This window comes from Mesorhizobium sp. WSM4836 (assembly GCF_055811815.1).
In genome coordinates this window covers 117,061-143,574 of sequence record NZ_JBVVQF010000006.1, presented here as the reverse complement: position 1 = coordinate 143,574, position 26,514 = coordinate 117,061, and the positions used below count along the sequence as shown (strand labels likewise).

Below are 26,514 nucleotides of genomic sequence, written 5' to 3'. Positions count from 1 at the left end.
GGACAAGAAGGGATGATACTTGAGCGCGGCATGACGGAAACCATCGCGGCTGCGCTTTCCGCCAACGGCCTCATTCTGCGTGGCGGCTTCAATTTTGCAGGCGGTGGGGAAACACCTTCCGGTCTCTCCGGCAACGCCGCCAGATCGGTCCTGCTGGTCGGGCAGGCAGGTGCCGCACCTTGGCCGCACTTCCTGCGCTGGCTGGAGAAACAGTCACAGCCGCTTGATGATCCGCTCGACGCTTGGTCTCGCGAAGCGATCGGTGTCGTGGCCGAAAGATTCGGGGCACGCGCGGTGTCGCCGTCCGACAGGCCTTATCTGCCGTTCCAGCAATGGGCGATGCGGGCGGAGGCGCTGAAGCCGTCGCCGCTCGGCATCCTCATGCATCCGCAATACGGGCTCTGGCACGCCTATCGCGGCGCGCTGCTGTTCGAAGACGAATTCGCGCTCCAAGAACCCCGCGACGTGATCCACCTTTGCGATACATGTTTGGAAAAACCTTGCCTGAAATCCTGTCCGGTCGACGCGTATTCTGCCGATGGTTTTGCGCATGAAACCTGTCTGACGCATGTGCGTGGGCAAAACGGCGCGCCCTGCCGGACCGGCGGCTGCCTTGATCGCAATGCCTGTCCTTACGGCACCGATTATCGCTATCCGGCCGAGGCTCAGGCCTTTCACATGGCAGCATTCGCGCGTTTGTAACGTGACTGCCCGCCAAAAAGATTCTTCCCATCGCCCCAAGGAACCGCCATTAGCCTTCGTCCAACAGGCAAATGATGGCGATGATGCTGGACGAAAGCGAAGCCTCCGACGCCGAACTGATCGGGCGAGCGAAGGGCGGAGACCGGGCTGCTTTCGGCAAATTGCTCGAAAGACACTATGGTTTCGTCTATCGCGCCGCCTATCGCTGGTGCGGGAAAAAGGCCGACGCCGAGGATATCGCCCAGGAAGTCTGCGTCCGGCTCGGCCGGGCGATACGCGACTATCACGGCAGCGGCGCCTTCACGACGTGGCTCTACACCATGACGCTGAATGCGGCGCGCGACATGATGCGCAAGACCGCGCGCGAGACAGTCAAGACCGAGGCGTATGGCGCCTATGCGCTGATTTCGGGGGAAACCTCTGCAGAGCTGGAAGACCCGGCCGAGGCGCTCTGGACGGCGGTGCGCAAGCTTCCTGACAAGCAGCGCGACGCGGTGCTGCTGGTCTATGGCGAAGGGCTGAGCCACGCAGCTGCCGCCGAGGCGATGGCGATTTCGGAGGCAACGGTTTCCTGGCACATCCATGAAGCGAAGAAACGGCTGAAGACGCTGATGCGTTCAGCCGGGGAAGTGTGACCATGGTCGACGACAATCAACTGAATAGGCTGCGCGATATCGCAGCACCGGCGCCCGGCGCGGATGCAAAGGTGCGTGCCCTCGAGGCCGCGCTGCGCGCCTATGACATGGAAGAAAAAACTTTGCCGGCCGCCCAAGGATCGGTGAGCGGGCTTCGTCTCACAGAGCGAGCACAAAGGCTCTGGAGCGAAATCATGCAAAGGAAACTCTTCGCCACGCCGGCTATTGCCGGGCTTGTTGCCCTGCCGATCGCCGGATATGCCACCATCCATATGCTGGGGGAATCCAAATTCGGCGGGCCCGAATTCGGCGGCGACGAAAAGATCACCGAGACGCTGGCTGACAAGCCGGCGACCGTCAAACCGCCGGTCGTTGCCGAAGCGGACAAGCAGAAGAAGGTGGACGCCGACAGCGAAAGCCGCGATGCCGGCGAGGCGCTTGTGGCGCCGACATCGCCGCCGAAAGCGGAATCGACCGCAGTCGGCGGGTTGACGCAGCAGAACGTGCTCACCCGCAATGCACCCGAACCGGCGCAGAGCGGCGGGTTTGCGCTGGATGGGGGTGCAAGCTCCGCTGCTCCGGCAGTCGATGGCGGCGCGCGGGTCGGACGCATGCCCGGTACCGTTGCCGATTCCAAGCTGATGGCACAGCAGCCCGCGGCTGCGCCGGCCGACCAGATGCTGCCGCACGAGGAAAACCGCGACCGCGTCAAGGATTTCAAGACCAATCCGGTGCATGCCGCACTCGAAGACCCGGTGTCGACCTTCTCGATCGATGTCGACACCGCTTCCTATTCCTTCGTCCGGCGCTCGCTGAAGGACGGTTTTGTCCCGCAGGCCGATACGGTACGCGTCGAGGAGATGGTCAACTACTTCCCCTATGACTGGAAAGGCCCGGACTTGGCCTCGGTGCCGTTCAACTCGACGGTCAGCGTCATGCCGACGCCGTGGAACGAGCACACCAGGCTGATGCATGTCGCCATCAAGGGTTTCGACGTGAAGCCGGCCGAGCAGCCCAAAGCCAATCTGGTCTTCCTGATCGATGTGTCGGGCTCGATGAACGAACAGGACAAGCTGCCGCTCCTGCAGTCGGCCTTCCGGCTGCTGGTCAACAAGCTGAGGCCCGACGATACCGTCTCGATCGTCACCTATGCTGGCGATGCCGGTACCGTGCTGGAGCCCACCAAGGCTTCGGAAAAGGACAAGATCCTCGCTGCCATCGACAATCTGGCATCCGGCGGCTCGACGGCAGGCGAGGCGGGCATCAAGGAAGCCTACAGGCTGGCGCAGAAATCCTTCGTCAAGGACGGCATCAACCGGGTGATGCTCGCCACCGATGGTGATTTCAATGTCGGCCAGACCGACGACGACGATCTGAAGCGGCTGATCGAAAAGGAGCGCAAGACAGGCGTGTTCCTGTCGGTGTTCGGCTTCGGCCGCGGCAATCTGAACGACCAGATGATGCAGACCATCGCCCAGAACGGCAACGGCACCGCCGCCTATATCGACACTTTGGCGGAGGCCGAGAAGGTGCTGGTCGAGGATGCCTCCTCGACACTGTTCACCATTGCCAAGGACGTGAAGATCCAGGTCGAGTTCAACCCGAACAAGGTCTCGGAATACCGGCTGATCGGCTACGAGACCCGCGCCTTGAACCGAGAGGATTTCAACAACGACCGCGTCGACGCCGGCGAGATCGGCTCGGGTCATTCGGTCACCGCGATGTACGAGATCACGCCTAAGGGCAGCGGCGGCGAACAGATCGATCAGCTGCGCTATGGCCAGGCCTCGGTGAACAATGGCGGCGTCGCCAATGCCGACGAATATGCCTTCGTCAAGATCCGCTACAAGCTGCCCAACGAGGACACTTCGAAGCTGATCACCACGCCGGTGACGTCAGCCAACGAGGTGGCGTCGTTCGACCAGGCCAGCACCGACCAGCGTTTCTCCGTTGCCGTCGCTGCCTTCGGCCAGAAGCTGCGCGACGAGGATGCGACCGCGAAGTTCGGCTACGACAAGATCATGGAGATTGCCACCGCGGCCAGAGGAGCCGACCCGTTTGGGTACCGGTCCGAGTTCCTCTCGCTTGTGCGCCTTGCCTCGGCGCTGGGCGGTAACCGGTAGTGGCAATGATGGCCGGTTTCTTTCAGATGGGATCGTTCTGACAGGAGGAGCCGGCCTATGGGCGGGTGAGGCAGGCCGGCGAGGGAAACCTTGCCGGCCTTTTTTTGTGGCTGCATCGCTTCGCGGACCGCCTCGCAACCGAAAGCGTCAGGCGCGTCCGCGCCGCCGCTCGCGGCGGGCTTCGCTGGTTTCGGCGACGTTGACCGTCGCCTGCTTGTTGCGCATCGGGCCGATGCGTTCGACGATCTGCTCGACGGTCGGGCGATCCGACTTGGTGTGCGCATCGAGCGCCTTGCGCATGGCGGCAAGGTGCTGGAATGAGGTGCCGCAGCAGCCACCGACGATTTTGGCGCCGGCATCGACGGCGAGGCGCACATAGTCGGCCATCAGCTCGGGTGTGCCGGAATAGTAGATCTCGGCGCCGCGAAATTCGGGAATGCCGCAATTACCCTTGACGATCACCGTTGCTTCCGGCTTCGCCTCGGTCATGTCGAGCAGCGAGGCGAGAATGTCGGAGGCGCCGACACCGCAATTGGCGCCGACACCGAGCGGCGTCTGCGACAGGCCGTCGACGACACCGTGGATGTCCTTCGGCAGCAGCCCCATCATGGTGCGGCCGGCGGTGTCGAAGGAGCCGGTATAGGTATAGGGCAAGCCGACGCGGATGGCGGCTTCGGCGGCGGCACGGATCTCGTCCGGCGCCGACATGGTTTCGATCCAGGCGACTTCGGCGCCGCCGGCCTTCAGCCCCCCGATCTGCTCGGCAAAGGCCTCGACCGCCTCGTCATAGGTCATGGCGCCGAGCGGCACCAGCAACTCGCCGGTCGGGCCGACTGAGCCGGCCACGATCACCTTGCGGCCAGCGTTTTTTGCAACGGCGCTTGCGATCTCGGCGGCGCGCCTGTTCAGAGCGTAGACCCGGTCCTGCGCATGGTGCAATTTCAACCGGTGACGAGTGCCGCCAAAAGAGTTGGTCAGGATGATGTCGGCGCCGGCATCGACAAAGTTCTGGTGCAGGCTGGTGATGGTGTCGGGCGCGGTCTCGTTCAAGAGCTCGGGAGCCTCGCCGGCCTCAAGGCCCATGGCGAACAGATTGGTGCCGGTGGCGCCGTCGGCGAGCAGGACGCCCTTTTCGGCAAGCAGCGCGTCGATCGGATTGGTCATGGTGAAATACGCCTTCCCGGGAGAATAACTGAGATAAGGATATAAAGAACTCTTTATGTGGCGTCAATGTCGGCGCGAAGAGCAACCGGTCAAAACCGCATCTCCGCCAGCTTTCGTGTGAAGTTGGCCGCCTCATGCGCGTTGACGTCCGCGGCACGGATCAGATTGTCGAAATGGCTGGTCAGGATGCGGATCGGCTGGGTGGCATTCAGCACCAGATACATGTCGCCGACGTAAATGGCGGCGCGATAAGGCCCGAAGATGGTGTAGGGGATCGAATAGCGCATCCGCCCGTCATAGAGAAACAGGCGGAAGGTGGGATAGAGGTCGTCGAGCAGCGTCGCCATGTGCAGGAGTTGCTGGTGGCGGTCGGCCTCCGGGAAGCGGTCCCACACGCCCAGCCCGCGCGCGAAAATCTCCAGCGTGTGGCGCGGCATGCAGACTTCCATGTCGGTTTCGGGCCGTCGGTTGTAGTCGATGCGGTACTGCGTTTCGCCGGCCTGTGCCTCGCGGCTCTTGTTGGCGATGACGGCTTCGTAGTCGACGAGCGCCTCGGTGCGCAGAAGATCGGGAATGCCGGCCGGCACGTAGCGGATTTTCGTTCCGGCCGCCTCGGCATGCCAGCGAGCCAGCAGCGTACGGTCGAAGCCGTCCGGCGCCTCCTCGATCTCAAGGCTCTCGCGGATTTCGCCGGTGACGCCCTCGTCGTGGCTGAGGCCGAGCAGCCAGTCGAGCGAGACTTTGAATTCGGCGGCGATGTTGAGCAGGGTTTCGGCGCGGGGAAGGCGGGTCGAGGCGCCGGAGAGCAGCTGCGACAGCGCCGAACGGTCGATGCCAACCGCGGCGGCGAAGGCCGACTGGTTCAGATCGGACCTTGTCAAGAGCATTTTCAGGCGCTCGCGAAAGATCGTCGACAGGTCGCGCTTGTCCAAATCGCCACTCCACCAGATAGGAGGAAAAAATTGCGCTGAAGCCGCGGACGCGGAGCTTCAGGCGTAAATGAATCCGGTACGTTGTTTACAATGCATAACATATGCAGCTGAAAATGCGCAATCGCAACAGTTTGTGCGCTTTATCGCGTTGCAGCAATGCAACGCTCCTGACACAATGCTGTCAGGAATCAAGCGGGTTCCGGCGACTGAAAGGCAGTGGTCGATAGCATGACGAGCATGGGCAACAGGCGACACGGCGCGGCGACCATCGAATGGCCGACGGTGTTTCTCGCACTTTTCTGCTACGGCGGCTGGCTCGCTACCGGCTTTGTGCTCTGGCCCTCTTACCCGCTGCTGGCGCTTGCCCTTCTGGCCCTGATTGCGGCGCTGCAATCCTCGCTAATGCACGAGGTCCTGCACGGCCACCCAACCCGGAACGCGCGGCTCAACGAAGCCATTGTGTTCCTGCCGATTGGGCTTGTCTGGCCGTTTCGCAGGTTCAAGACCATTCATCTGCGCCACCATGCAGACGAGCGCCTGACCGATCCGCTCGACGATCCCGAAAGCTATTACAAGGCGCTCTGGCAGCACGAAGAACTGCCGTCGGCGATGAAGTTCCTGCTGAAGATCAACAACACGATGCTCGGGCGTTTGGTGCTCGGTCCGTGGCTTTCCTGCATCGGCTTCTTCATCGACGACGCCAGGCAGGTTGCCGCGGGCGACAAGGTCGTCCGCAGGGCCTGGCTACTGCACGCGATCGGCCTCGCCATCGTGCTGCCCGTCGTGCAGTTCGGCTTCGGCCTGCCGTTGTGGCTCTACGTTCTGGTGCCGGTGTGGCTTGGGCAATCGCTGATTTCGATCCGCACCTACGCCGAGCACCAATGGTCGGAACATCCGGAAGGCCGCACGATCATCGTCGAGCGCTCGCCGCTATCCTTCCTGTTCCTCAACAACAATCTGCATTTCGTCCATCACAAGAGCCCGACAGTGGCCTGGTACAGGCTGCCGAAGCTGTTTCACGACCGCCGCGACGAGTGGCTGCGGATGAACAATGGCTACGCCTATCCGAACTATTTCGCGCTGCTCAGGGCCTATGCCTTCAAGGCGAAGGAGCCGGTCGTCCATCCCGTGCTGCGGCGCATGCCGGAACCGGGACGCGCGTTCAAGCCGCGTGTCAGGGCGCGCAGCCTCAACGGGCTTGGCAGCGCACCGGTACCCGCCGAGCCGCCGAAGGAATGATTTTTGCATTGTCGCAGGCGGTGCCGCGCGGACGACGCTTTCCTGACCTTGTCAATTCCCCGCATAACGGTCAAATCCCGGCATGAGCGAATTCATTGCGGCTCTGCCGATGTATGACTGGCCGGAAGCGCGGGACGAGGTCGACGCGCAATGGGCACGGCTGCGCGATGCTTTCAGAAAAAAAGGCATCGATGCGCCGGAGACGGTTATTCGCCGCAATGGCGATTTGCCTCCAATGCCTGGCGGTATTCGCGACGATCAGGGAAAACTCATCGCGCCCGATCCGGCGACATTGCCGCCGGACGAGCTGGATTTTCACCGGCTCTGGCTGCACCCGGCGCTGCTCTTTGCGCAAACCTGCTGGGGACCGATGGAACTCGGCCTGTCGCAACGTGTCCAACTCGTCGGCCAGCCGCATTACGATGCCTTCGAGGGCGGACACGGCGAACTCTATTCGAGCGCCATCGTCATGAGGGCGGGCGAGGCATCGCCGGCAAGGTCGCCGGCCGACGGCAGCGCCGCCATTCCGCTCGATCTGCTGCGCGGTAAACGTTTCACCTTCAATAGTCTCGATTCCATGTCGGGCATCATCGCGCCAAGCCGCGACCTGCAAGCATTGGGCGAGAGTTTGGATATCTTTTCCGCGCTGAGCGAAAGCTTTGGGCACCGTGCTTCGATCGTTGCTGTTGCCGAGGGCAGCGCGGATGCGGCGGCGATTGATTGCGAGAGCTGGGCGCTGGCGCAGCGTTTCGAGCGTACGGCGCAGAAGGTGACGGTCGTCGGCTGGACAAGGCGGCGCAAAGGCTTGCCGTTCATCACCGCCAGAACGACACCGGAAGAGATTGTCGCCGCGATGCGCGAAGCGATCGCCGCGCTCACATAAAGCGCGTTGCGTTGGTCGTCCTCATGCAACGGGCTTAGGTTCCTGTTTAGGCATGTCGCTATCGCAAAACCGCTGCACACCCTCAGGTCAAGCCCGAGGACATGCTTTTGCGCGACATGCATTAGCTTCGCTCAGCCGCCAAGCAGCCGCTCGTCGAGCGGGTAAGTCGAAAGCTTCTCATTACCGGTCTCGGTGATCAGGATCTGTTCCTCGATCTTGACGCCTTCGTAGCCGCCAAGCCGGCCGATATAGCTCTCGACGCACAGCACCATGCCAGGTTCGAGCACTCCGTCGGGTGTGTCGTCGGTCCAGTCGCTAGCATGCGGCAAGGTCGGGTATTCGTCGGCAAGGCCGACGCCGTGATAGAGCACCCCGTAACGGGCCGGGAAGCAATCTCCCGGCGGCACCGACGAGCGCTCGACGAGGTCGCGGAACGATACGCCCGGCCGCATCAGCTCCGTATTGTGGGCGATCTGGTCGGCGGCGATCCGAAACAGGCCGCGCTGCTCCTGCGACGGCGGCGCGTCACCGCAAAGCCAGGTGCGCGAAAGGTCGGCGCAGAAGCCGTAGGGACCGATCAGGTCGGTATCGAAAGCGACGAGCTCGCCGGACTCGATCGTTCGCGACGAACACTCCTGGAACCATGGATTGGTGCGCGGGCCCGACGACAGGAGCCGGGTTTCGATCCATTCGCCGCCGCGGGCGATGTTGCCGCGATGGAGTTCGGCCCACAATTCGGTCTCTGAAATCCCCGGCCTCAGCGCCTGCTGCATCTCACCCATCGCCGCCTCGCAAGCGACGATCGCTCGGCGCATGGCAAGGATCTCGTTGGGCGATTTGATCAGCCGCGCATTTTCCAATACCGCCTCGCCATTGCCGGTCGAAATGCCGAGACGGGCGAGCTCTTCGATGCCCTCGAGATTGATGTGGTCGACGGCGATACGGCGATTGCCGCCGCCGTGTTCCGATACCACCTCGGCGATGCCGGCTGCCCAGCGGCGGACTTTTTGACCGGTCAGCTCGCCGCTGTACAGATAAGCCCACGACACCGCCGGCCGCACCTCGTCGACGACGCCGGAATGATCGGAAAGATGCTCGCAGGAGAAATAGTCGAACAGCACCACCGGCCCATCGGTGGCGACGAAACAATGCCTGGTGGAATTGTGCGCGACCCAGAGCTGCATGTTGGTCGCGTCGGTGGCGTAGCGGATATTGACCGGATCGTAGAGCAGGGCTCCCGCATAATCGCGGCGCTTCAGCTCGGCGCGGATGCGCTCGAGCCGGTATCGGCGCATGGCGGGCAGGTCAGGAGCAGCAATGCCCGCCGCCTGCCATTCGGCTTCCGCCAGCGCTCCATAGCCCAGCACATGCTGGTTGAGTTCAGCGGCCTTCAGCCGCGATTTTTTGCGCAGCGCATCGATCGAGCCGGCCGGCTCGAACGGCATGATCTTGCGATTATGACGGGGCCGGTCAGTCGGGTTCCTGTCCACCCTCGGCTCCTTCGCTAACAGCTTCCTTGGGCGCCGTGCCTCCTCCCTTCGCCATTCTCTTCAATCTTATATAGGCGCCGGGCCGGGCGGACTTGTCGGTGCCACGCAACAACGGAACCATGATTTGCCGCGGTTGGCCGTCCGGCTCATAGCCGGCCGCTTTGAGCTGGTCCAAAATGACCGGCCGCGGATCGTCGCGGTCAAGCCAGACGAGTACGGCCGGCTCCCGCATCAGCGTTTCGAAACTAGGCACTTCCTGGTCAAGCGCAACCAGTTTTTCGTCGACCAACCGCAGGTTTCCGACCCATGCACCGTCCGATATTGCGGTTTTGACCGGTCCGTCCGCGGTCAGTTGGCGATAGAGGGCGGGGTAATCCACGCGGATCATCCGCGACAGGCCACTTGTCCCGTTTATCTGGACGTACCAGGTGGCGGGCGCGAGCAGCACGGCGATGGTCGCTCCAGCCGCGATCACCAGGAGCTGCGTATTCCGGCCGCGCGGCGCCAGCCGTTCCATAGTGGCGACGATGGCCAGAGGCAACAGGAACAGGACCGGCAGCAGCCAGCGGTCCTTCACCACCGTCACGCCGGTGGCCAGCACAAGTGTAGCCAGCATGGCCAAGCCGAGCGCCAAGGTACGCCACAACAGAATTTCCCGGGCCGGACCTTTCGGGTGCCGCTCGGGGAAACGCAACTTCCCCAGCCAGAATGCCAGGGCGGAAACGAGCACCGGCAAGACCGCGAAATTGAAGGTCCCCATGATAAACTTGCCGGCGCCGACAAAGGCCGCCGCCATGCGCCCTTGTTGCGAGTCTATTCCGAACTTCTCGCCTCTCGACAACAAGTCGGCGGGATGCATGAGGCTCCAGTAGGTGGTTGGCGCCAGCACCAATATCGCGACCGCTATGCTGATGGCGAACTTCGGATCAAGGATCGCGCTGCGGCATTCGCGCAGCGACAGCACTGACGCAACAAGGGCGACCACGAGGAAGACATCATTATATTTGGCAAGAATTGCCGCCGCGGTGGCCAGGCCAAACGCCGCATAAGCGATCATGCTTCGCCGCTCGAGAAGATAGGCCATGGCGAGCAGGAGCAGCGAGCAGAAGCCGACGACGGCGACGGAATGCGACAAGGCGCGCTGCGATTCCCAGACGATCTGCGGGACCGTAAACAGGCCGAACATGGCCGCCGCCGCTGTCGCTTTGGTGTAGCCGAACCGCCGCATGGCGGCGAACACGCTGCAGGCGGCAAGGAACAACACGGAGTATTTGACGAGCTTCAGCGTGAAGATACTGGTACCGAAAACATGCGCGGCCAGCCAGTTGATCCAGGTGTAGAGGGGTGGTTGCGAGCCGCCATAACCGGCCCAGAGATATGGAACATAGATCAGCTGCTCCGCATCGTCGATGCCGACGCCGGTGCCCGCCCAAGCGCTCAACAAAGACAGTGTGATGGTCTGCAAGGTTAAGTAAGCCGCGACCATGACGATCGCGGCCGGGAAGGGGCCGATCCGTCCCTCGGCCAGCCACTCGGCCCATCTCGGATTGTACTTCAATGAAATCTCATCGCCCTTGCCAGCAGAGTGTTGCCGGCTGCGCTAGCATGGAGAGTATGCTCGCACAATGCGACCGGCCGGCTGCGCCTACATCCGCATCTTCTCGCCGCTCGGGTCGAAGGGCGGCTCGACGTTGATGCGTGCCGGCCGCCGGTGGCCGAGGATTTCGATTTCGAACAGTCCGGCGCTCTCGTTCTCGGCAAGCGCTGCCGGCACATAGCCTTGCGCCATCGACTTCTCGACATAATGCGCATAGCCGCCGGAAGTGACCCAGCCGACCACGCGCCACTCGCCATCGACAACGCCGCGCACGGCAGACGCGCCTTCGGCGGCGTTCGAGCCGCGCACTTCGTTACCGCCCGCGTCGAAGCGCGGCGCGCCATAGCCATGCGGCTTTTCCACGGTGCCGTAATCCTTGTCGCCGACCTTGGCCCAGATCGGCTCGTCGCCCATGACGTCGGCGTCCGCGGCATCGACGATGAAGGAAACGCGGCGCAGCTTCGGCCCTTCCGCCTGTACCTTGGCCGCTGCCTCCCGGCCGATGAAATCGTTCTTCTCCAACTTGATGAAGCGGTCCATCGCGCCCTCGAACGGCCCATAGATCGGACGAAGCTCGCGGAACCAGGTCGGAAAGTTCTTTTCAAGCCGCATCGAGAGCAAAGCGCGCATGCCGAAATCCACAAGGCCAAACTCTTCGCCGGCCTCCTTGATCGCCTTGTAGACAAGGCGCTGGTAGGCAGGCGGCATCCAGATCTCATAGCCGAGGTCGCCGGTATAGGTGATGCGGTTGACCATGCAGGGCGCGCCGCCGACCGCCATCTCGCGGAAATCCATGAAGCGGAACGCCTTGGTCGAGATGTCGACATCGACCAGTTTCTGCAGCAGGTCGCGGGATTTCGGCCCTGCGATGGAGAGACCGACCAGCGTCTGGTCGAAGCGATGGATGCGGATGCTTCCATCCTTTGGCAGATGCTTCTCGAACCAGCGCATGTGGTATTTTTGCGCGGCGGAAGAGCCCCAGATCATGAAGCGTTCTTCGCCCGCCTTGGCGATGGTGAAGTCGCCGATCAGCCGGCCGAACTCGTTCAGCATCGGCGTCAGCACGATGCGGCCGGTCTTTGGCATGCGATTGGTCATCAGCCGGTTGAGGAAATCCTCGGTCCCTGGCCCGGAGACTTCGTATTTGGCGAAGTTGGCGATCTCGGTGACGCCGACCCTCTCGCGGGTGGCGCGCACTTCCTCGCCGATCGGGCCGAAATCATTGGAGCGGTGGAAGGACACGATATCCTTCGGCTCTGAGCCTTTCGGCGCGAACCAGAGCGGGGTTTCGAGACCCCAGCTGTCACCCATGACGGCGTTGTTGGTGAGCATGGTGTCGTAAAGCGGAGTCGTCTGCGCCGGTCTTGCCGCCGGCAATTCCTCGTTGGGAAAGCGGATGGAGAAACGGCGCGAATAGTTTTCGCGCACTTTTGCATTGGTATAGCGCAGCGTTGCCCATTCGCCGAAGCGCGCAACGTCCATTCCCCAGACGTCGAAACCGGGATCGCCGTGGACCATCCAGTTCGACAACGCCAGGCCGACGCCGCCACCCTGGCTGAAGCCGGCCATGACAGCGCAGGCGCACCAGAAATTCGTCAGACCCTGCACCGGGCCAACCAGCGGGTTGCCGTCGAGTGCAAAGGTGAAGGGACCGTTGATGATCTGCTTGATGCCGGCCTTTTCGATGCCGGGGAAATGCTTGAAGCCGATCTCGAGCGACGGCGCGATGCGGTCGATGTCAGGCTGCAGCAGCTCGTGGCCGAAATCCCAGGGCGTGTTGACCGGCGACCACGGCTTGCAGGCCTTTTCATAGGTGCCGAGCAGGATGCCGTTGCGTTCCTGGCGGGTATAGATCTCGCCCTTGAAGTCGAGCACGCCGATCATCTCGCGGCCGGTCGACCTGTTGAATTCCTCGACCTCGGGCATGGGCTCGGTCAGGAGATACATGTGCTCCATGGCCAGCACCGGCAGCTCGACGCCGACCATGCGACCGATCTCGCGCGCCCACAGGCCGCCGCAGTTGACGACATGCTCGGCTTTGACCGTGCCTTGCTCGGTGACGACGTTCCAGGTGCCGTCGACCTCCTGCGTCAGCTCGACGACGCGGTTGCGCAGTAAGATCTCGGCGCCCAGCTTCCTGGCGGCCTTGGCATAGGCATGGGTGGTGCCGGAAGGGTCGAGATGGCCCTCGACTGGATCCCACATGGCACCGACGAAGTTTGTCTCATCCATCAGCGGGAACATTGCCTTGGCTTCGGACGGCGTGATCAGTTCGGTGTCCATGCCAAGATAGCGGCCCTTGGCGTGGGCGAGCCGAAGGAAATCCATGCGCTCGGGCGTGTCGGCCATCATCACGCCGCCGGTCAGGTGCAACGAGCAGGATTGGCCGGAAATCTCCTCGATCTCCTTATAGAGCTGCACCGTATAGGCCTGCAGCTTGGCGACGTTGGGATCGCCGTTGAGCGTATGGAAGCCGCCCGCCGCATGCCAGGACGAGCCGGAGGTCAGCTCCGAACGCTCGATCAGCATGATGTCGGTCCAGCCAGCCTTGGCCAGATGATAGAGCACCGAGCAGCCAACGACCCCGCCGCCGATGACAACCGCTTTTGCATGAGATTTCATGAAGATAGTTCCGTTTTTGAAGAGATTGAATCGAGTGAGCGGGGCGCGAAAACAAAGCGGAGATCGGATACTGCGAGGTTTTCGGCCAGCCTGCCATCAAGACGGAGTGGGGGTCGACTGTTCATTAAACCAGTGATCAGAAATCGGTCGGCGCGCCGCCTTCGGCCCGGCGCTTGTCGACGAACGCGTTGAGCTCCTCGCGGATCGCCGGATCCATATAAGGCTCTTCATAGGACGCCAACCGCTCCTTCCAGACGCGATTGGCCTTTTCGAGCGCGGTCGGCGATCCCGCCTCCGCCCAACTCTCGAAATTGCGCCAGTCGGAAATGATGGGCGCATAAAAGGCGGTCTTGTAGCGGTCCTGTGTATGCTGAGTGCCGAAGAAATGGCCGCCGGGGCCGACCGACCGGATGGCGTCGAAACCGAGCGCTTCCTCAGAAAGATCCAGCGGCGTCAGGAACTCGGCGACCATCTGCAACAGGTCTATGTCGAGGATGGTCTTCTCATAGGAGCAGCGCAGGCCGCCTTCGAGCCAGCCGGCGGCATGCATCATCAGATTGCCGCCGCCCTGGATGGCGCCCCACAGCGAGAACACGCTTTCATAGGCGGCCTGCGCGTCGACCGTGTTGGCGGCGCAGGTGTTGGAGGTGCGGTAGGGAATGTTGTAGCGGCGGGCGAGCTGACCGCCGACCAGCTGCGCCTTCATGTATTCCGGCGTGCCGAAGGCCGGCGCGCCGGACTTCATGTCGACATTCGAGGTGAACCCGCCGTAGCCGACAGGTGCGCCCTTGCGCACCATCTGCGCGAAGGCGATGCCGGACAGCGCCTCGGCATTCTGCTGCACCAGCGCACCGGCAATCGTCACCGGCGCCATGGCGCCGGACAGGGTGAAGGGCGTCACGATGACCACCTGGCCCTTGCTCGACATCTGGATGATGCCTTCCATCATCGGCACGTCGAGCTTGAGCGGCGAATTGGTGTTGATGATGGTGAATACCGACGGCTCTGCGAGCAACTGCTCATGGCTGATGCCGCGCGCGATCCTGGTGATCTCGATCCCGTCGACGTTGCGCTCTTTGCCGAGCGAATAGATGTGGAACATCTTGTCGGTCAGCGTGGCGAGGTCACGGATGCATTCGAGGTGGCGCACGGACGGATGGATGTCGATCGGCTCGACCGGATAGCCGCCCGTGCAGTTCAATATGTTGTGCATTTGCGCAAGCTTGAGGAAGTTGCGGTAGTCCTGCTGGTTGCCTGGCCGGCGGCCGCGGTCGACGTCGGAGCAATTGGGCGCCGACGCCATCATCGAGATGATTAGATTATCGCCACCGAAGCGCACATTATGCGCCGGGTTGCGGGAGTGGATGGTGAATTCCGGCGGGCAGTACGCAACCAGTTCCAGGATCATGTCGCTGTCGAAGCGGACCCGCTCGCTGCCTTCGCGGACATCGGCGCCATGCGCCTTCATGATGCGGCGGGCTTCGTCATGCAGCACGTCGACGCCGATTTCCCTGAGCACGCGCAGAGAGGCGAGGTGGATGGATTCCAGCTCGTCGTCAGAAACCAGCCGGGTCGGCGCTAGCGGGTTCTTCAACTGCCGAAACGGCGGCTGCTCGAACGCCGCCGATCCGCCGGCACGCTTCCCCGCGCGGCCGCCGCGACGGGCGCGGTCGTTTGCCGGTGCCGGTTCGGCGGGCTGAAGGGCGGCGGTCATGATAGTCCTCGTACGCTGCGGCAGTGCGGCAGCATAATGGACTGCCGGCCGCCCGGCCATTGCGGAGGCGGCGACCACTAGGACGAGGGAAGCGACATGCCCTGGGGGCAGCCGGCGGGATCGTCGGGCTCTTATCTCTTCCGGCTGGCGCAAGCGGTTTTCGTTGCCGGTGCTTACTGCGACGGAAACGAAACGCTAGTCCTGCATCATGGACCGGGCGGAACAGAGCAGCGGCGAGATAGGGCAATGGGCGGCGATCACCGGCGTGATTGCCACCGTCTCGGTGTTTGCCATCGCGCAAGGGCTGAGTTATCCGCTGTTGAGCTTCATCCTGCAGCGCCAGGGCGTCTCGCCGGCCATGATCGGCCTGTCGGCGGCCATGACGCCGATCGGCTTCATCGTCTCTTCGCCGCTGGTTCCAGCGCTGGCGCGCCGTTTCGGGGCCGGGCGCACCGCGCTTACTTGCGCGGCACTTTCCGCGCTGGTGCTGGCGCTGATCGGCTGGACGCAAAATGTCTATCTGTGGTTTCCGCTGCGCTTTTTGATCGGCGCCGTCACCAACCCGCTCTACGTGCTGAGCGAAGTCTGGGTGATCGCACAGGCGCCGCCAGCACGCCGCGGCCGCGTCATGGGCATCTATTCGACGATCATTTCGGCGGGTTTTGCGGCGGGGCCGCTGTGCCTGCTTGCGGTCGGCACCGTGGGATGGCCGCCATTTCTGGTCGGCATCGGCGCATTCCTGTTTTGCGGCGCCTGCCTCGCCTCGGTGCTGGCACGGCTGCCGAGGGTCGACGAGCGCGGGCACCGGGTTTCGGTCCTAGGGTTCGTGCCGCAGGCTTGGCTGTTGTTATCGGCGGTCGTCGTGGCCGCCGGTTTTGAACAGGCGGTGCTCGCCTTGCTGCCGGTCTATGGAACACATTACGGCATCGCCGAAGCGCGCATCTCGGCGCTGCTGTCAGTGATGATCGCCGGCAATATCGCTATGCAGGTGCCGCTCGGCTTGTTGGCGGAACGGCTGACGGCGCGGCTGGTGCGGTTCATCTGTGTTTCGATGACGGTGCTGGGATGCGTGCTGCTGCCGGTTCTCATCGAGACGCCATTGATATGGCCGTGCGTCTTCATCTGGGGCGCGGTTTCCTACGGCATTTACACGATGTCGATCATCGAGCTCGGCGAGCGCTTCACCGGCTCGGCACTGGTTGCCGGCAACGCCGCCTTCTCGCTGATGTGGGGCGTCGGCGGCATCGCCGTGCCGCCGCTGGCGGGCAGCGCCATGGATGTCCTTGGGGCAGGCGGTCTGCCGATGCTCGGCGCCATTTGCCTGGCGCTGGCGGTTGTGACCGTTATTCGAAGGCGGATGGTGTGAATGCCAGAAGGTCGCCGTTCCTGAAGCAATGACTTGAATATAAGCGGCCCCATGTCGATCTGGGCGGTACCGACGCCCGACTTAACCGGAGACTTCATGACCAAATTGAACAGCCAGACCCAGCCGGATCCGGCGGCCGAAGATACGTTTCTCTGGCTGGAGGACAGACGAGGCAAGCAGGCACTCGACTGGGTGCATCGCCAAAATGCGATCACGGTCGGGGAGCTGCAGCGTGATCCGTCCTATCAGACGTCGTTCGAGACGGCGCTCGACCTGATGACGGCCGAGGATAACATCGCCGTCGGGACCGCTATCAACGGCCATGTCTATAATTTCTGGCAGGACCGGACGAACGTACTCGGCCTCTGGCGGCGCACCTCGGTCGCCTCCTACAAGACCGACAAGCCGGAATGGCAGACGATCATCGACTTCGATAGTCTGGCGGCGAAAGAGGGGGTGAGATGGGTGTTCAGCGGCGCCAGTCGGCTCTACCCCGACTTCAGCCGCTGCCTGCTCAGCCTGTCGCCGGATGGCGGCGATGCCAGCGAGATGCGCGAATTCGATATCGAAAGCAGGTGCTTCGTCGACGGCGGCTTTCGTGCTCCTGCCTCGAAATCGAGCTTTAGCTGGCTGGACGAGGACGCAGTTATCGTTGCCGCCGCCTTCGAGGAGGACGACCAGACCCAGTCCGGTTATCCGCGCGTGGTCAAGCTTTGGCGGCGCGGCACGCCACTGGAAGCGGCGATGCCGATCTTTGAGGCGCTGAAGCAGGATCTTGCCGTCGGCGGGTCCGTCGAATTCGACGGCGACAAGCGTCATGTCTTGCTGGCCCGGACCATCGACTTCTTCGCCTCGCACAGTTTCCTGCGGCTGCCATGGGGCGAAAACAGGCGCATCCCGTTGCCGGACGACGTCACCGATACGGCGCTGTTCAAGGGCCAGCTTGTCTTCGGCGTGCGTACCCCATGGACGGCGCCGGACGGCACGCTGTGCAAGCCCGACGGGCTCTATTCACTCGATTTCGAGCGCTGGATCGAAACCGGGCTATTCGGATCCATCGATACCGTTCTCGAGCCGGCGCACCGCGTCTCGATCGCCGGCATTGCCCGCACGCAGGACCGGCTGTTCATCAATTTGATGGACAATGTGCGCGGCAAGGTCATCGCCGGCGAGCGCAGCGACAGCGGCTGGGAGTTCAAGCCCGTTGCATTGCCCGAAAACGGCAATGTCGGCATCAGCCATGCCGAGCATTTCGGTTCCAGCATCTCCTTCTCCTTCACCGATTTCCTGACGCCGAGCTCGATCATCTGGTCGGACGACAATGCTGCGACGATGGCAGCGGTGAAATCGCAGCCGCCGCGTTTCGATGCGTCGTCCCTGGTCTCCGAACAGTTCGAGGCGCGCTCGAAGGATGGGACGATGATCCCGTACTTCGTCGTCCGGCGGCGCGACCAGGACGGGCCGGTGCCGACATTGCTTTACGGCTATGGCGGATTTGAAGTGCCGCTGTTGCCCGGCTATGCCGGCGTGCGCGGCAGGCTGTGGCTGGAGAAGGGCAATGCCTATGTGCAGGCCAACATCCGCGGCGGTGGCGAGTTCGGCCCGAACTGGCACCAGGCGGCGCTCAAGGCCAATCGCCAGAATGCCTTCGACGATTTCGCCGCGGTCGCGCAAGATCTGGTCAAACGGGGCATTGTTACGCCCGCCACACTGGGCATCCAGGGCGGATCGAATGGTGGCTTGCTGACCGGCGTCTCGCTGACCCAGCACCCGGAATTGTTCGGCGCGGTGATCATCGACGTGCCGCTGCTCGATATGCTGCGTTACACCGAGCTGCCGCCCGGCGCGTCATGGATGGCCGAGTATGGCGATCCGTCGAAGCCGGAAGAGGCAGCCTGGCTCGCCGCCTATTCGCCCTACCAGCATGTAGACACGGATGCAGCCTATCCGCCGGTGTTGCTGACGACCTCGACCGCCGACGATCGCGTACATCCCGGCCATGCCCGCAAGATGGCGGCACGGCTGCAGGCGGCCGGCCATGCCAAGACGCTGTTCTTCGAGGAGACCGAGGGAGGCCATGGCGGGCGCGGCGACCGGCGGCCGCAGGCCGCCCAGGCGGCGATGAAGTACGTCTTCCTGCAGCGGGCCCTGACTGGCACCAATTGACCGGCGTCGCTTGACCGGCACGGCTTGAACTGAGGGCTCGAGGCAGCCTAAGGTACCTGCATGGCTCGGCTGGCGAAATCGGGTTGCGCATTTGGGGTGGCGGTAACGCCGTCGTCGCGCACGCTTCGCGCCGAGCTGTTGCGGCTTTGCGCCCGCATCGGCTATTCGCCACCCGCTGTCCTCTGACGAATCCGCCCCGGCGCGAAAGCTGCCGGATTGGTTCAAGAGGAAGACCAGTCATGACCTACCAGAATTATTCGCTGAAGCAGCTTCAGCAGATCGATGCCGCGCATCACCTGCATCCGTTCACCGACCACAAGGAGATGCGCGAGACCGGCTCGCGCATCATCACCCACGCCAACGGGCCGTTCATCTACGATTCCGAAGGGACGGAAATCCTCGACGGCATGGCCGGGCTGTGGTGCGTCAATGTCGGCTATGGCCGCGACGAGCTGGCCGACGCCGCCTACACCCAGATGAAGGAATTGCCCTACTACAACTCGTTCTTCAAATGCTCGACGCCGACACCGGTTCTGCTCGCCAAGAAACTGGCGGAGATTGCGCCGACGCATACCAACCAGGTGTTCTACGGCTCGTCCGGTTCGGAGGCCAACGACACGGCGCTGCGTCTTGTTCGCCACTATTGGGTGCTTGAAGGCCGACCCGAGAAGAACCGCATCATCTCGCGCAAGATGGGCTACCACGGCTCGACCATCGCCGGCGCCTCGCTCGGCGGGATGGATCTGATGCACAAGCAGCTTGGCGGCGCCGTGCCCAACATCGTCCATGTGATGATGCCCTATGCCTATGAGCTCGCGCTGCCCGGCGAAAGCGACCATGATTTCGGCCTGCGCGCGGCAAAGGCGATCGAGGACGCGATCCTGGAAGCCGGCGCCGACAAGGTCGCCGCCTTCATCGGCGAGCCGGTGATGGGGGCAGGCGGGGTGAAGATCCCGCCGATGAGCTATTGGCCGGAGGTGCAGCGCATCTGCCGCAAGTACGATGTCCTGCTGATGCTGGACGAGGTCATCACCGGCTACGGCCGCACCGGCGAGTGGTTCGCCGCACAAGCCTTCGATGTCGAGCCCGACACCATCACCACGGCCAAGGCGCTGACCTCCGGCTATCAGCCGCTATCGGCGCTGCTGGTCGGCGACCGCATCGCGGCGACGCTGGTCGAAAAGGGCGGCGAATTCTACCACGGCTACACCTATGCCGGGCATCCGGTGGCCTGCGCGGTGGCGCTGAAGAACCTCGAGATCATCGAGCGCGAAGGCCTGGTCGAGCGTGTCAGGAACGATACCGGGCCTTACTTTGCCAGGGCGCTGCAGGAACGTTTCGGCGGTCACGATCTGGTCGGCGAGGTGCGCTCGTTCGGGCTGATGGGGGCGATCGAGATCGTCAAGGACAAGGCGACCAAGGAGCGCTTCCTGCCGGCTGGCAGCGCGGCGGTGACGGTTCGCGACCATGCGATTGCTCAGGGCATGATGCTGCGCGCTACCGGCGACACGATGATCCTGTCGCCGCCGCTGATCTGGACGCGCGAGACGATCGACGAGGCCTGCGACCGCATCGCCAGGGCGCTCGACCTGGCCGAAGCAGATTTGCGCAAGCGGTGAATGACGACCGGGCGCTCCGTATCGGGCGCCCGGCGATCGATTGAGCGCTTGCTGGGCGAGGATGCAAAACGCAAAAACCGCGCTCCATCGGAACGCGGCTTTGCCAGATACGCATGGCGCTTCGCCAACTAAACACCTGCGAAACGTACGGCGAAACTTACGGGCTCCGGTACGCGAGACCTGATCCGGAGCGCCGGGCGGATGTCCGCCTCGCAATCCGTTTTAAACGCACATCGTTACTGCAGAGTTAGCAAGAGCTTAAGCAAACCTAAATTTGCCGACTTTCCGCTCCGGCAGATCGAAAACCTGCGAAATTAAAGCCTACGCCGGGTCACCTCGCACGAATTTGATGATGCCGGAGAAATCCGCGCCGGCATTTCCTTGTGCGTTGAATAGCGCATAGAGCTGGGCTGCCTCGGCGCCGAGCGGCGTTGCCGCACCGGCGCTCTGTGCGGCCTCTTGCGACAGTTTCAAGTCCTTCAGCATCAGCGCCGCCGAAAACCCTGGCTTATAGCCATTGTTGGCGGGCGATGTCGGCACCGGGCCGGGCACCGGACAGTAGGTAGTCAGCGACCAGCACTGGCCGGACGAGGTCGAGGCGACGTCGAACAGCGCCTGGTGGGACAGGCCGAGCTTTTCCGCCAGCACGAAAGCCTCGGCAACGCCGATCATCGAAATGCCCAAAATCATGTTGTTGCAGATCTTCGCCGCCTGTCCGGCGCCGTCGTCGCCGCAATGAACGATGCGGCCAGCCATCGGCTTGAGGATTGGTTCGGCCTTGGCGAATGCATCCTTCGAACCGCCGGCCATGAAGGTCAGCGTGCCGGCCGCCGCACCGCCCGTGCCGCCGGAGACCGGCGCGTCGATCGACAGCAACTCGTGCCTGGCGGCGATGGCATGGGCCTTTCGAGCCGACTCGACGTCGATGGTCGAAGAATCGATGAACAGCGCGCCTTTTTTCGCCTTGGCCGCGATGTCTGCATAAACCGACAGCACATGCTTGCCGGCCGGCAGCATGGTGATGACCGCATCGGCATCCTTCACCGCTGCAACGGCATTGGCCATGATGACGACGCCGTGCTCTCTGGCGATGACGAGGTTTTCCGGCACCAGATCGAAGCCGTGCACGGTATACCCGGCCTTGACCAGGTTGGCGGCCATGGGATTTCCCATATTGCCGAGGCCGATGAAGGCGATGGTGGTCATAGCGGCGCTCCGTCAGTGGAGTGGTGAATAGTGGATAGTTAATAGTGAATAGTGAGTAGTAAGTGGTGAGTAGCCAGCGATGAGTAGTCAGTAGTGAGTAGTCAGTGGTCAGTGGTCAGCAGGTCATGGTTTAGTCATGGTCTATATGATTGATTCACCATTCACTACTCACTAAATTCTCTATCGACCGATCAGCGCGCGTGCGATGATGACGCGCATGATCTCGTTAGTGCCTTCGAGGATTTGGTGGACGCGCAGGTCGCGCACCAGCTTCTCGATGCCGTAATCGTGCAGATAACCATAGCCGCCATGCAGCTGCAGGGCGTCATTGGCGACGTTGAAGCCGGTGTCGGTAACGAAGCGCTTGGCCATTGCCGACCATTTCGAGGCATCCGGCGCCTTGCGGTCGAGCTTCGAAGCGGCGGTGTAGAGGAAGATGCGCGCTGCCTGCAGTTCGGTCTCCATGTCGGCGAGTTTGAACTGCAGCGCCTGGAACTGGTTGATCTTCGAGCCGAAAGCCTTGCGCTCGGCGGTGTAGGCGAGCGCCTTGTCGAGCGCCGATTGCGCGCCGCCGAGCGAGCAGGCAGCGATGTTCAGCCGGCCGCCATCGAGCCCGGCCATGGCGATGCCGAAACCGGCGCCTTCTGCCGACAGAAGGTTTTCCGCTGGCACCTTGCAGTCCTCGAAGACGACCTGGCGCGTCGACTGCATATGCCAGCCCATCTTGTGCTCGTTGCCGCCCAAGGAAAGGCCGGGCGCATCGTTCGGCACGACGAAGGTGGAAATGCCCTTCGGCCCGTCGGCGCCGGTGCGCGCCATGACGACATAGATGTCGCTGTCGCCTGCGCCGGAGATGAACTGCTTGGCGCCGTTCAGCACATAATCGCCGCCGCTTTTGACCGCGCGCGTCTTCAGCGCCGCCGCATCCGATCCCGAACCCGGCTCGGTCAGGCAATAGCTGGCCAGCCATTCCATCGAGGTCAGCTTCGGCAGGAAGCGCCGGCGCTGCTCGTCGCTGCCGAAGCGGTCGATCATCGATGCCGCCATGTTGTGGATCGAGATGAAGGCTGAAAACGCCGGATCGGCCCGCGAAAGCGCCTCGAAGATCAGCACGGCGTCGAGCCGGCCGAGCCCCGAGCCGCCGACATCGTCGCGGACATAGATGCCGCCAAGGCCGAGCGGGCCTGTCTCGCGGATCACATCGGCGGGGAAATATTTGTTGCGATCCCAGTCGAGTGCGTTCGGCGCCACACGGTCGGCGGCGAAGGCCTCGGCCATCTCCTGGATGGCGCGCTGGTCCTCGTTGAGTTCGAACTGGCTGGTGCCCGCATCGACAGCGGCGTCCATGGCGTGCTCCCTCATGTTTCCGGCCTGCTGGCCTGTCGTTTTTGGCTTTGCGCGCAGTCCAATCTAGACCAATGATGCCGCCGCGCAACCCGACCGTCTCGACCCAACTATCTGGGCAGCCGCTGTGCGCGAATGCGCTTTGGAGCAAAGTGTGACAACAAATTTAGACGAACTGCTTGGACGCTTCCATGCCTATCTCCAGACGTTCGACGATGCGCTGGTGCGCGACGCCGCGGCCCAGATCGGCTGGGACATGCCGGGCCGGCAACTTGAACCGCATGCACTGCCTTGTCTCGTCCAGCTCGACCGTATCGTCGAACTCGCTCCCGCTGCGGCCAAGCCGCTGGCGCGGCTGGTTGCGGAGCGTCGCGGCGATCTGCACTGGGGCCAGACCTATGGCGAAGCGGATTTCGGGAAGGTTTTCATCCACAATTACGGCTGGCTGGAGGTGTTCGGTACGCGCGGCCATTTCGTCAATGAAGAGGTCGCGGCCGGCCTGCTGATCCTTGGACCCGACATCGTCTATCCCGACCATCATCATGTTGCGGAGGAGATCTACATCCCGCTGACCGGCGGCACCGAATGGCGCATGGGCGATGGCGGTTTTCGCGTTCGAGCGGCGGGCGAGGTGATCCACCATGCCTCTGGCGTCAGCCACGCCATGCGCACCGGCCCGGAGCCGCTGCTGGCGCTCTATCTCTGGCGGGGCGGCCCGCTGGCAGCCAAGTCGACGATCACCGGAACCGTTGCACAGGGCAGAGGCTGACATGGCCAAGGCGATCATGCTGCAGGGTACGGGTTCGGATGTCGGCAAGACGGTGCTCGTTGCCGGCCTCTGCCGCGCGGCGAAGAAGCGCGGCTTGAAAGTGCGGCCGTTCAAGCCGCAGAACATGTCGAACAACGCGGCCGTCGCTGATATTCCTGGCGGTTCAGGCGGTGGTGAGATCGGCCGCGCCCAATGGCTGCAGGCGATCGCCTGCGGCGTGGCGCCGACCGTCCATATGAACCCGGTGCTGCTCAAGCCGCAAACCGATGTCGGCGCTCAAGTCGTCGTGCAGGGCAAGGTGTTCGGCGAGGCGCGGGCGCGCGACTACCAGGCGCTGAAGGGCCGGTTAATGGATGCGGTGCTGGACTCCTGGGCGAAGGTCGGCGAGGGCGCCGATCTGGTCATTGTCGAGGGCGCGGGATCGCCGGCCGAGATCAATCTCAGGAGCCGCGACATTGCCAATATGGGCTTTGCCACGCGCGCCGGCGTGCCGGTGATCCTGGTCGGCGATATCGATCGCGGCGGCGTCATCGCCTCGGTCGCCGGCACCCATCTGATCCTGCCGGACGAGGACCGGCGAATGATCGTCGGCTATCTCATCAATAAGTTTCGCGGCGATGTCTCGCTGTTCGACGATGGCATCGAGGCGATCGAAAAATTCACCGGCTGGCGCTGTTTTGGCCTCGTGCCGTGGCTGAGGGCGGCGGCGCGGCTGCCGTCAGAAGACTCCGTCGTGCTCGAACGGCTGGCGTCCGGCGAGAAGCGCGCGCTGAAGATCGCCGTGCCGGTACTCTCGCGTATCGCCAATTTCGACGACCTCGACCCGCTCAAGGCCGAACCGCAGGTCGAGGTGGTGTTCGTGCCGCCTGGTGAGCGCTTGCCCGAAGATGCAGGGCTGGTGGTCATTCCCGGCTCGAAGTCGACGATCGGCGATCTCCTGAAATTCCGCGAGAACGGCTGGGACCACGACCTTGCCGCGCACAGGAAACGCGGTGGCCATATCGTCGGCATTTGCGGTGGCTTCCAGATGCTCGGCCATAGCGTGCGCGATCCCGAGGGCATCGAGGGCAGCGTCACAGAGACGCAAGGCCTCGGGCTGCTCGACGTCGAAACGGTGATGGAGCCGGAAAAGACGGTGCGCAATGTCAGCGCGTGCTCGGTGCCGTTCGATCTGCCGCTCGAGGGCTACGAGATCCATCTCGGCCGCACCACCGGTCCGGACACGCTGCGGCCATCCGCCGTTATCAACGGCGTCGATGACGGCGCTATCTCGGCCGACGGAAAGGTATCAGGCACCTATATGCACGGGCTGTTTTCCGCCGACGCCTTCCGGGCGAAATTCCTCGAAAGCCTCGGCGTCAAGGGCGGCGGCATCGACTACCGCGCCGAGGTCGAACGGGCACTGGACGAGATCGCAGCCGAAGTGGAAACCCACCTCGACTGCGACGCCATCTTTGGGCTGGCTCGTTAGTTGGCAGCTTCGTTAGCCTTCGGCCAGTAGGTGCCGAACGACCAGACATTGCCTTCCGGATCGCGGCAGATGAATTCGCGGCTGCCATAGTCGCGGTCGGTGAGTTCTTCAAGAATCTCGGCGCCGGCCGCTTTTGCCCGAGCATATGCCGCGTCGGCGTCATCGACCGCAATATAGATCGACTTGCCGCCGCCCGAGCCGGGCGCACCAACCATCTTGCCGTAGGCATCGTCGCGGGCCGTGCCGAGCATGATGATCGATGAGCCGAATGCGAGTTCGGCGTGGTGCACCACGTCCCCTTCGCCATAGCGGGCGCGAACGCTGAAGCCGAAAGCGTCGCACAGCCAGTCGATCATCTTGCCGGCATTTTTGTAGCGTAGCGCCGGGTAAAGCCGCGGTGCTTCGGTGGTGTTCGGCATGGCTGATCTCCTTCAGTGGGTTGGTCGATCAACCCAGTCTGCGCGAACGCCGGTTGCGCGTCTTGAAGAAATGTCACCTCGCGGCGACAGTCGTCGGCGTGGTGCCTGCGAGGTCGCGGAACTCGCGCACCAGATGCGCCTGGTCGGCATAGCCGCAGTCGGCGGCGATGTCGGCCCAATCGCTGCTGGCCTGTCTCGACAGCCCGAGCGCATGGTTGAAGCGGACAATTCGCGACAGCGTTTTTGGGCCGGTGCCGATCGCGTCCGAAAATTTTCCGGCAAGATGCTTGCGGCTCCAGCCAAGCTTTTCGGCCAGCGTCGAGATGCGGATCCGCCCACGCGTCGAGACGATCGTCTCATAGGCCCAGACCATTTCGGCTTGAGCGCGGTCTGCGGTTGCCAACCGATCCGCGACGAAGGCCTCGGCGATGGCGAAACGTGCGCTCCAATCCGGCGCATTGCCGAGCCTTTCGCGCAGCGCGATGCCTTCAACGCCGAGCACGTCATCCAGGCCGACCATGCGGTCGGTCAGTTCGCTCATCGGCCGGCCGAAGAAGCGACGAGCGCCGAGCGGCGTGAAATTGATCTGTGCACAGCAGGCACCGCCGCAGGATTCGATCACCACCGGCCCGGCATAGAGGCCGGCGGCAAAACTGGCGAAGCGGTCATTGTCGCTTGGGTCCTTGCCGAGCCCGATGGCGAACGGTTCGGCAAAGCTGATGACCAGCGGCACGGTCAGCGAGGCATATTCGACGTCGCGGAAATGGCCTGGCATGGTTTCGCGAAAGCCACATATGTCGGTGACGGCGCCCTGAAGCCGATGACTGGGCGGGCGCCGCACCATCTCGAACCGATCGAACCCTGGGCCGTCGTGGCGGCTGCCGTCTTCGCTGGCGGGCATGTGCTTTCCCTCGTCCAGGAATTCTAACAGACCATCCTGCAGAATCAAAAGCGGCCCGCGGTTTTGGGGGGGGCCCCCGGTGGGGGAGGTTTGGGGGTTTGGGGTGTTATTTAATTTTTTTTTTACCCCCCAAAAGCCGCCCGCCGGCCCCC

Annotated in this window: 20 protein-coding genes; 10 read left to right on the top strand and 10 right to left on the bottom strand. The window is 63.1% G+C overall.

The features are described from left to right. The first annotated feature begins 30 nt into the window (after positions 1-30). From AC0L2P_RS10190 to AC0L2P_RS10180, 3 genes are all read left to right on the top strand, one after another. Positions 31-702 (top strand): hypothetical protein, encoded by a 672-nt coding sequence (locus AC0L2P_RS10190; RefSeq protein WP_473501096.1) that lies wholly within the window; start codon positions 31-33, stop codon positions 700-702. A 74-nt stretch (positions 703-776) separates the two neighbouring features. Then, the gene (locus tag AC0L2P_RS10185; RefSeq protein WP_473501095.1) at positions 777-1,337 is read left to right on the top strand and encodes an RNA polymerase sigma factor; all 561 of its coding nucleotides are present in this window, start codon (positions 777-779) and stop codon (positions 1,335-1,337) included. A gap of 2 nt (positions 1,338-1,339) precedes the next feature. Then, positions 1,340-3,460 (top strand): vWA domain-containing protein, encoded by a 2,121-nt coding sequence (locus AC0L2P_RS10180; RefSeq protein ID WP_473501094.1) that lies wholly within the window; start codon positions 1,340-1,342, stop codon positions 3,458-3,460. A 147-nt stretch (positions 3,461-3,607) separates the two neighbouring features. On the opposite strand, the gene bmt is transcribed toward AC0L2P_RS10180, so the two are convergent. After that, positions 3,608-4,624, bottom strand: coding sequence for a betaine--homocysteine S-methyltransferase (gene bmt, locus AC0L2P_RS10175; protein WP_473501093.1), 1,017 nt, complete (start codon positions 4,622-4,624; stop codon positions 3,608-3,610). A gap of 89 nt (positions 4,625-4,713) precedes the next feature. Then, the gene (locus AC0L2P_RS10170) at positions 4,714-5,556 is read right to left on the bottom strand and encodes a helix-turn-helix domain-containing protein (protein WP_473501092.1); all 843 of its coding nucleotides are present in this window, start codon (positions 5,554-5,556) and stop codon (positions 4,714-4,716) included. A gap of 228 nt (positions 5,557-5,784) precedes the next feature. On the opposite strand from AC0L2P_RS10170, the gene AC0L2P_RS10165 reads away from it, so the two are divergent. Both AC0L2P_RS10165 and AC0L2P_RS10160 read left to right on the top strand, forming a co-directional pair. Further along, entirely contained in the window at positions 5,785-6,795 is a 1,011-nt protein-coding gene (locus tag AC0L2P_RS10165; RefSeq protein WP_473501091.1) for a fatty acid desaturase, read from the top strand. Positions 6,796-6,877: 82 nt separating this feature from the next. Beyond that, positions 6,878-7,678 (top strand): phosphate/phosphite/phosphonate ABC transporter substrate-binding protein, encoded by an 801-nt coding sequence (locus tag AC0L2P_RS10160; RefSeq protein WP_473501090.1) that lies wholly within the window; start codon positions 6,878-6,880, stop codon positions 7,676-7,678. A gap of 131 nt (positions 7,679-7,809) precedes the next feature. Here the strand turns inward: AC0L2P_RS10160 and AC0L2P_RS10155 are convergent, their stop codons facing one another. The 4 genes from AC0L2P_RS10155 to AC0L2P_RS10140 form a co-directional block, all read right to left on the bottom strand. Next, positions 7,810-9,123 carry a M24 family metallopeptidase gene (locus tag AC0L2P_RS10155; protein ID WP_473501182.1) on the bottom strand — a complete coding sequence of 438 codons (1,314 nt, stop codon included), beginning with the start codon at positions 9,121-9,123 and terminating at the stop codon, positions 7,810-7,812. A gap of 25 nt (positions 9,124-9,148) precedes the next feature. After that, the gene (locus tag AC0L2P_RS10150; RefSeq protein ID WP_473501089.1) at positions 9,149-10,726 is read right to left on the bottom strand and encodes an ArnT family glycosyltransferase; all 1,578 of its coding nucleotides are present in this window, start codon (positions 10,724-10,726) and stop codon (positions 9,149-9,151) included. Between the two features lie 87 nt (positions 10,727-10,813). After that, entirely contained in the window at positions 10,814-13,387 is a 2,574-nt protein-coding gene (locus tag AC0L2P_RS10145; protein WP_473501088.1) for a GcvT family protein, read from the bottom strand. A 136-nt stretch (positions 13,388-13,523) separates the two neighbouring features. Then, complete coding sequence (locus tag AC0L2P_RS10140; protein ID WP_473501087.1) at positions 13,524-15,101, bottom strand: trimethylamine methyltransferase family protein; 1,578 nt, start codon at positions 15,099-15,101, stop codon at positions 13,524-13,526. Positions 15,102-15,309: 208 nt separating this feature from the next. Here AC0L2P_RS10140 and AC0L2P_RS10135 point away from each other — a divergent pair, with 208 nt between their 5' ends. From AC0L2P_RS10135 to AC0L2P_RS10125, 3 genes are all read left to right on the top strand, one after another. Further along, positions 15,310-16,467, top strand: a complete 1,158-nt coding sequence (locus AC0L2P_RS10135) for an MFS transporter (RefSeq protein ID WP_473501086.1) — start codon at positions 15,310-15,312, stop codon at positions 16,465-16,467. Positions 16,468-16,563: 96 nt separating this feature from the next. Continuing rightward, a complete protein-coding gene (locus AC0L2P_RS10130; protein WP_473501085.1) occupies positions 16,564-18,633 on the top strand; it encodes a prolyl oligopeptidase family serine peptidase in 2,070 nt (689 codons plus the stop codon). A 239-nt stretch (positions 18,634-18,872) separates the two neighbouring features. Next, positions 18,873-20,252 carry an aspartate aminotransferase family protein gene (locus tag AC0L2P_RS10125; protein ID WP_473501084.1) on the top strand — a complete coding sequence of 460 codons (1,380 nt, stop codon included), beginning with the start codon at positions 18,873-18,875 and terminating at the stop codon, positions 20,250-20,252. 321 nt (positions 20,253-20,573) lie between these two features. Here the strand turns inward: AC0L2P_RS10125 and mmsB are convergent, their stop codons facing one another. Both mmsB and AC0L2P_RS10115 read right to left on the bottom strand, forming a co-directional pair. Next, a complete protein-coding gene (mmsB, locus tag AC0L2P_RS10120; protein ID WP_473501083.1) occupies positions 20,574-21,458 on the bottom strand; it encodes a 3-hydroxyisobutyrate dehydrogenase in 885 nt (294 codons plus the stop codon). Between the two features lie 180 nt (positions 21,459-21,638). Further along, positions 21,639-22,805 (bottom strand): isobutyryl-CoA dehydrogenase, encoded by a 1,167-nt coding sequence (locus tag AC0L2P_RS10115; RefSeq protein WP_473501082.1) that lies wholly within the window; start codon positions 22,803-22,805, stop codon positions 21,639-21,641. A 151-nt stretch (positions 22,806-22,956) separates the two neighbouring features. On the opposite strand from AC0L2P_RS10115, the gene AC0L2P_RS10110 reads away from it, so the two are divergent. Further along, positions 22,957-23,571, top strand: coding sequence for a dimethylsulfonioproprionate lyase family protein (locus AC0L2P_RS10110; protein ID WP_473501081.1), 615 nt, complete (start codon positions 22,957-22,959; stop codon positions 23,569-23,571). Position 23,572: 1 nt separating this feature from the next. Beyond that, on the top strand, positions 23,573-25,042 hold the full coding sequence (locus AC0L2P_RS10105) for a cobyric acid synthase (protein ID WP_473501080.1): 1,470 nt from the start codon (positions 23,573-23,575) through the stop codon (positions 25,040-25,042). Here AC0L2P_RS10105 and AC0L2P_RS10100 read toward each other — a convergent pair. Both AC0L2P_RS10100 and AC0L2P_RS10095 read right to left on the bottom strand, forming a co-directional pair. Continuing rightward, entirely contained in the window at positions 25,039-25,461 is a 423-nt protein-coding gene (locus AC0L2P_RS10100) for a VOC family protein (RefSeq protein ID WP_473501079.1), read from the bottom strand. The two genes, AC0L2P_RS10105 and AC0L2P_RS10100, sit on opposite strands and share 4 nt — an antisense overlap. Positions 25,462-25,534: 73 nt before the next feature. Next, positions 25,535-26,362 carry a helix-turn-helix domain-containing protein gene (locus AC0L2P_RS10095; RefSeq protein WP_473501078.1) on the bottom strand — a complete coding sequence of 276 codons (828 nt, stop codon included), beginning with the start codon at positions 26,360-26,362 and terminating at the stop codon, positions 25,535-25,537. Positions 26,363-26,514: the final 152 nt, after the last annotated feature.

Excerpts from the sequence above, each read along its gene's own strand:
- AC0L2P_RS10180 (WP_473501094.1), top strand. The coding sequence starts at position 1,340 with ATGGTCGACGACAATCAACTGAATAGGCTGCGCGATATCGCAGCACCG.
- AC0L2P_RS10135 (WP_473501086.1), top strand. The coding sequence starts at position 15,310 with ATGGACCGGGCGGAACAGAGCAGCGGCGAGATAGGGCAATGGGCGGCG.
- AC0L2P_RS10095 (WP_473501078.1), bottom strand. The coding sequence starts at position 26,362 with ATGCCCGCCAGCGAAGACGGCAGCCGCCACGACGGCCCAGGGTTCGAT.
- AC0L2P_RS10190 (WP_473501096.1), top strand. The coding sequence starts at position 31 with ATGACGGAAACCATCGCGGCTGCGCTTTCCGCCAACGGCCTCATTCTG.
- AC0L2P_RS10125 (WP_473501084.1), top strand. The coding sequence starts at position 18,873 with ATGACCTACCAGAATTATTCGCTGAAGCAGCTTCAGCAGATCGATGCC.
- AC0L2P_RS10130 (WP_473501085.1), top strand. The coding sequence starts at position 16,564 with ATGACCAAATTGAACAGCCAGACCCAGCCGGATCCGGCGGCCGAAGAT.
- AC0L2P_RS10165 (WP_473501091.1), top strand. The coding sequence starts at position 5,785 with ATGACGAGCATGGGCAACAGGCGACACGGCGCGGCGACCATCGAATGG.
- AC0L2P_RS10140 (WP_473501087.1), bottom strand. The coding sequence starts at position 15,101 with ATGACCGCCGCCCTTCAGCCCGCCGAACCGGCACCGGCAAACGACCGC.
- bmt (WP_473501093.1), bottom strand. The coding sequence starts at position 4,624 with ATGACCAATCCGATCGACGCGCTGCTTGCCGAAAAGGGCGTCCTGCTC.
- AC0L2P_RS10155 (WP_473501182.1), bottom strand. The coding sequence starts at position 9,123 with ATGCCGTTCGAGCCGGCCGGCTCGATCGATGCGCTGCGCAAAAAATCG.
- AC0L2P_RS10145 (WP_473501088.1), bottom strand. The coding sequence starts at position 13,387 with ATGAAATCTCATGCAAAAGCGGTTGTCATCGGCGGCGGGGTCGTTGGC.
- AC0L2P_RS10105 (WP_473501080.1), top strand. The coding sequence starts at position 23,573 with ATGGCCAAGGCGATCATGCTGCAGGGTACGGGTTCGGATGTCGGCAAG.
- mmsB (WP_473501083.1), bottom strand. The coding sequence starts at position 21,458 with ATGACCACCATCGCCTTCATCGGCCTCGGCAATATGGGAAATCCCATG.
- AC0L2P_RS10160 (WP_473501090.1), top strand. The coding sequence starts at position 6,878 with ATGAGCGAATTCATTGCGGCTCTGCCGATGTATGACTGGCCGGAAGCG.
- AC0L2P_RS10185 (WP_473501095.1), top strand. The coding sequence starts at position 777 with ATGGCGATGATGCTGGACGAAAGCGAAGCCTCCGACGCCGAACTGATC.
- AC0L2P_RS10115 (WP_473501082.1), bottom strand. The coding sequence starts at position 22,805 with ATGGACGCCGCTGTCGATGCGGGCACCAGCCAGTTCGAACTCAACGAG.
- AC0L2P_RS10100 (WP_473501079.1), bottom strand. The coding sequence starts at position 25,461 with ATGCCGAACACCACCGAAGCACCGCGGCTTTACCCGGCGCTACGCTAC.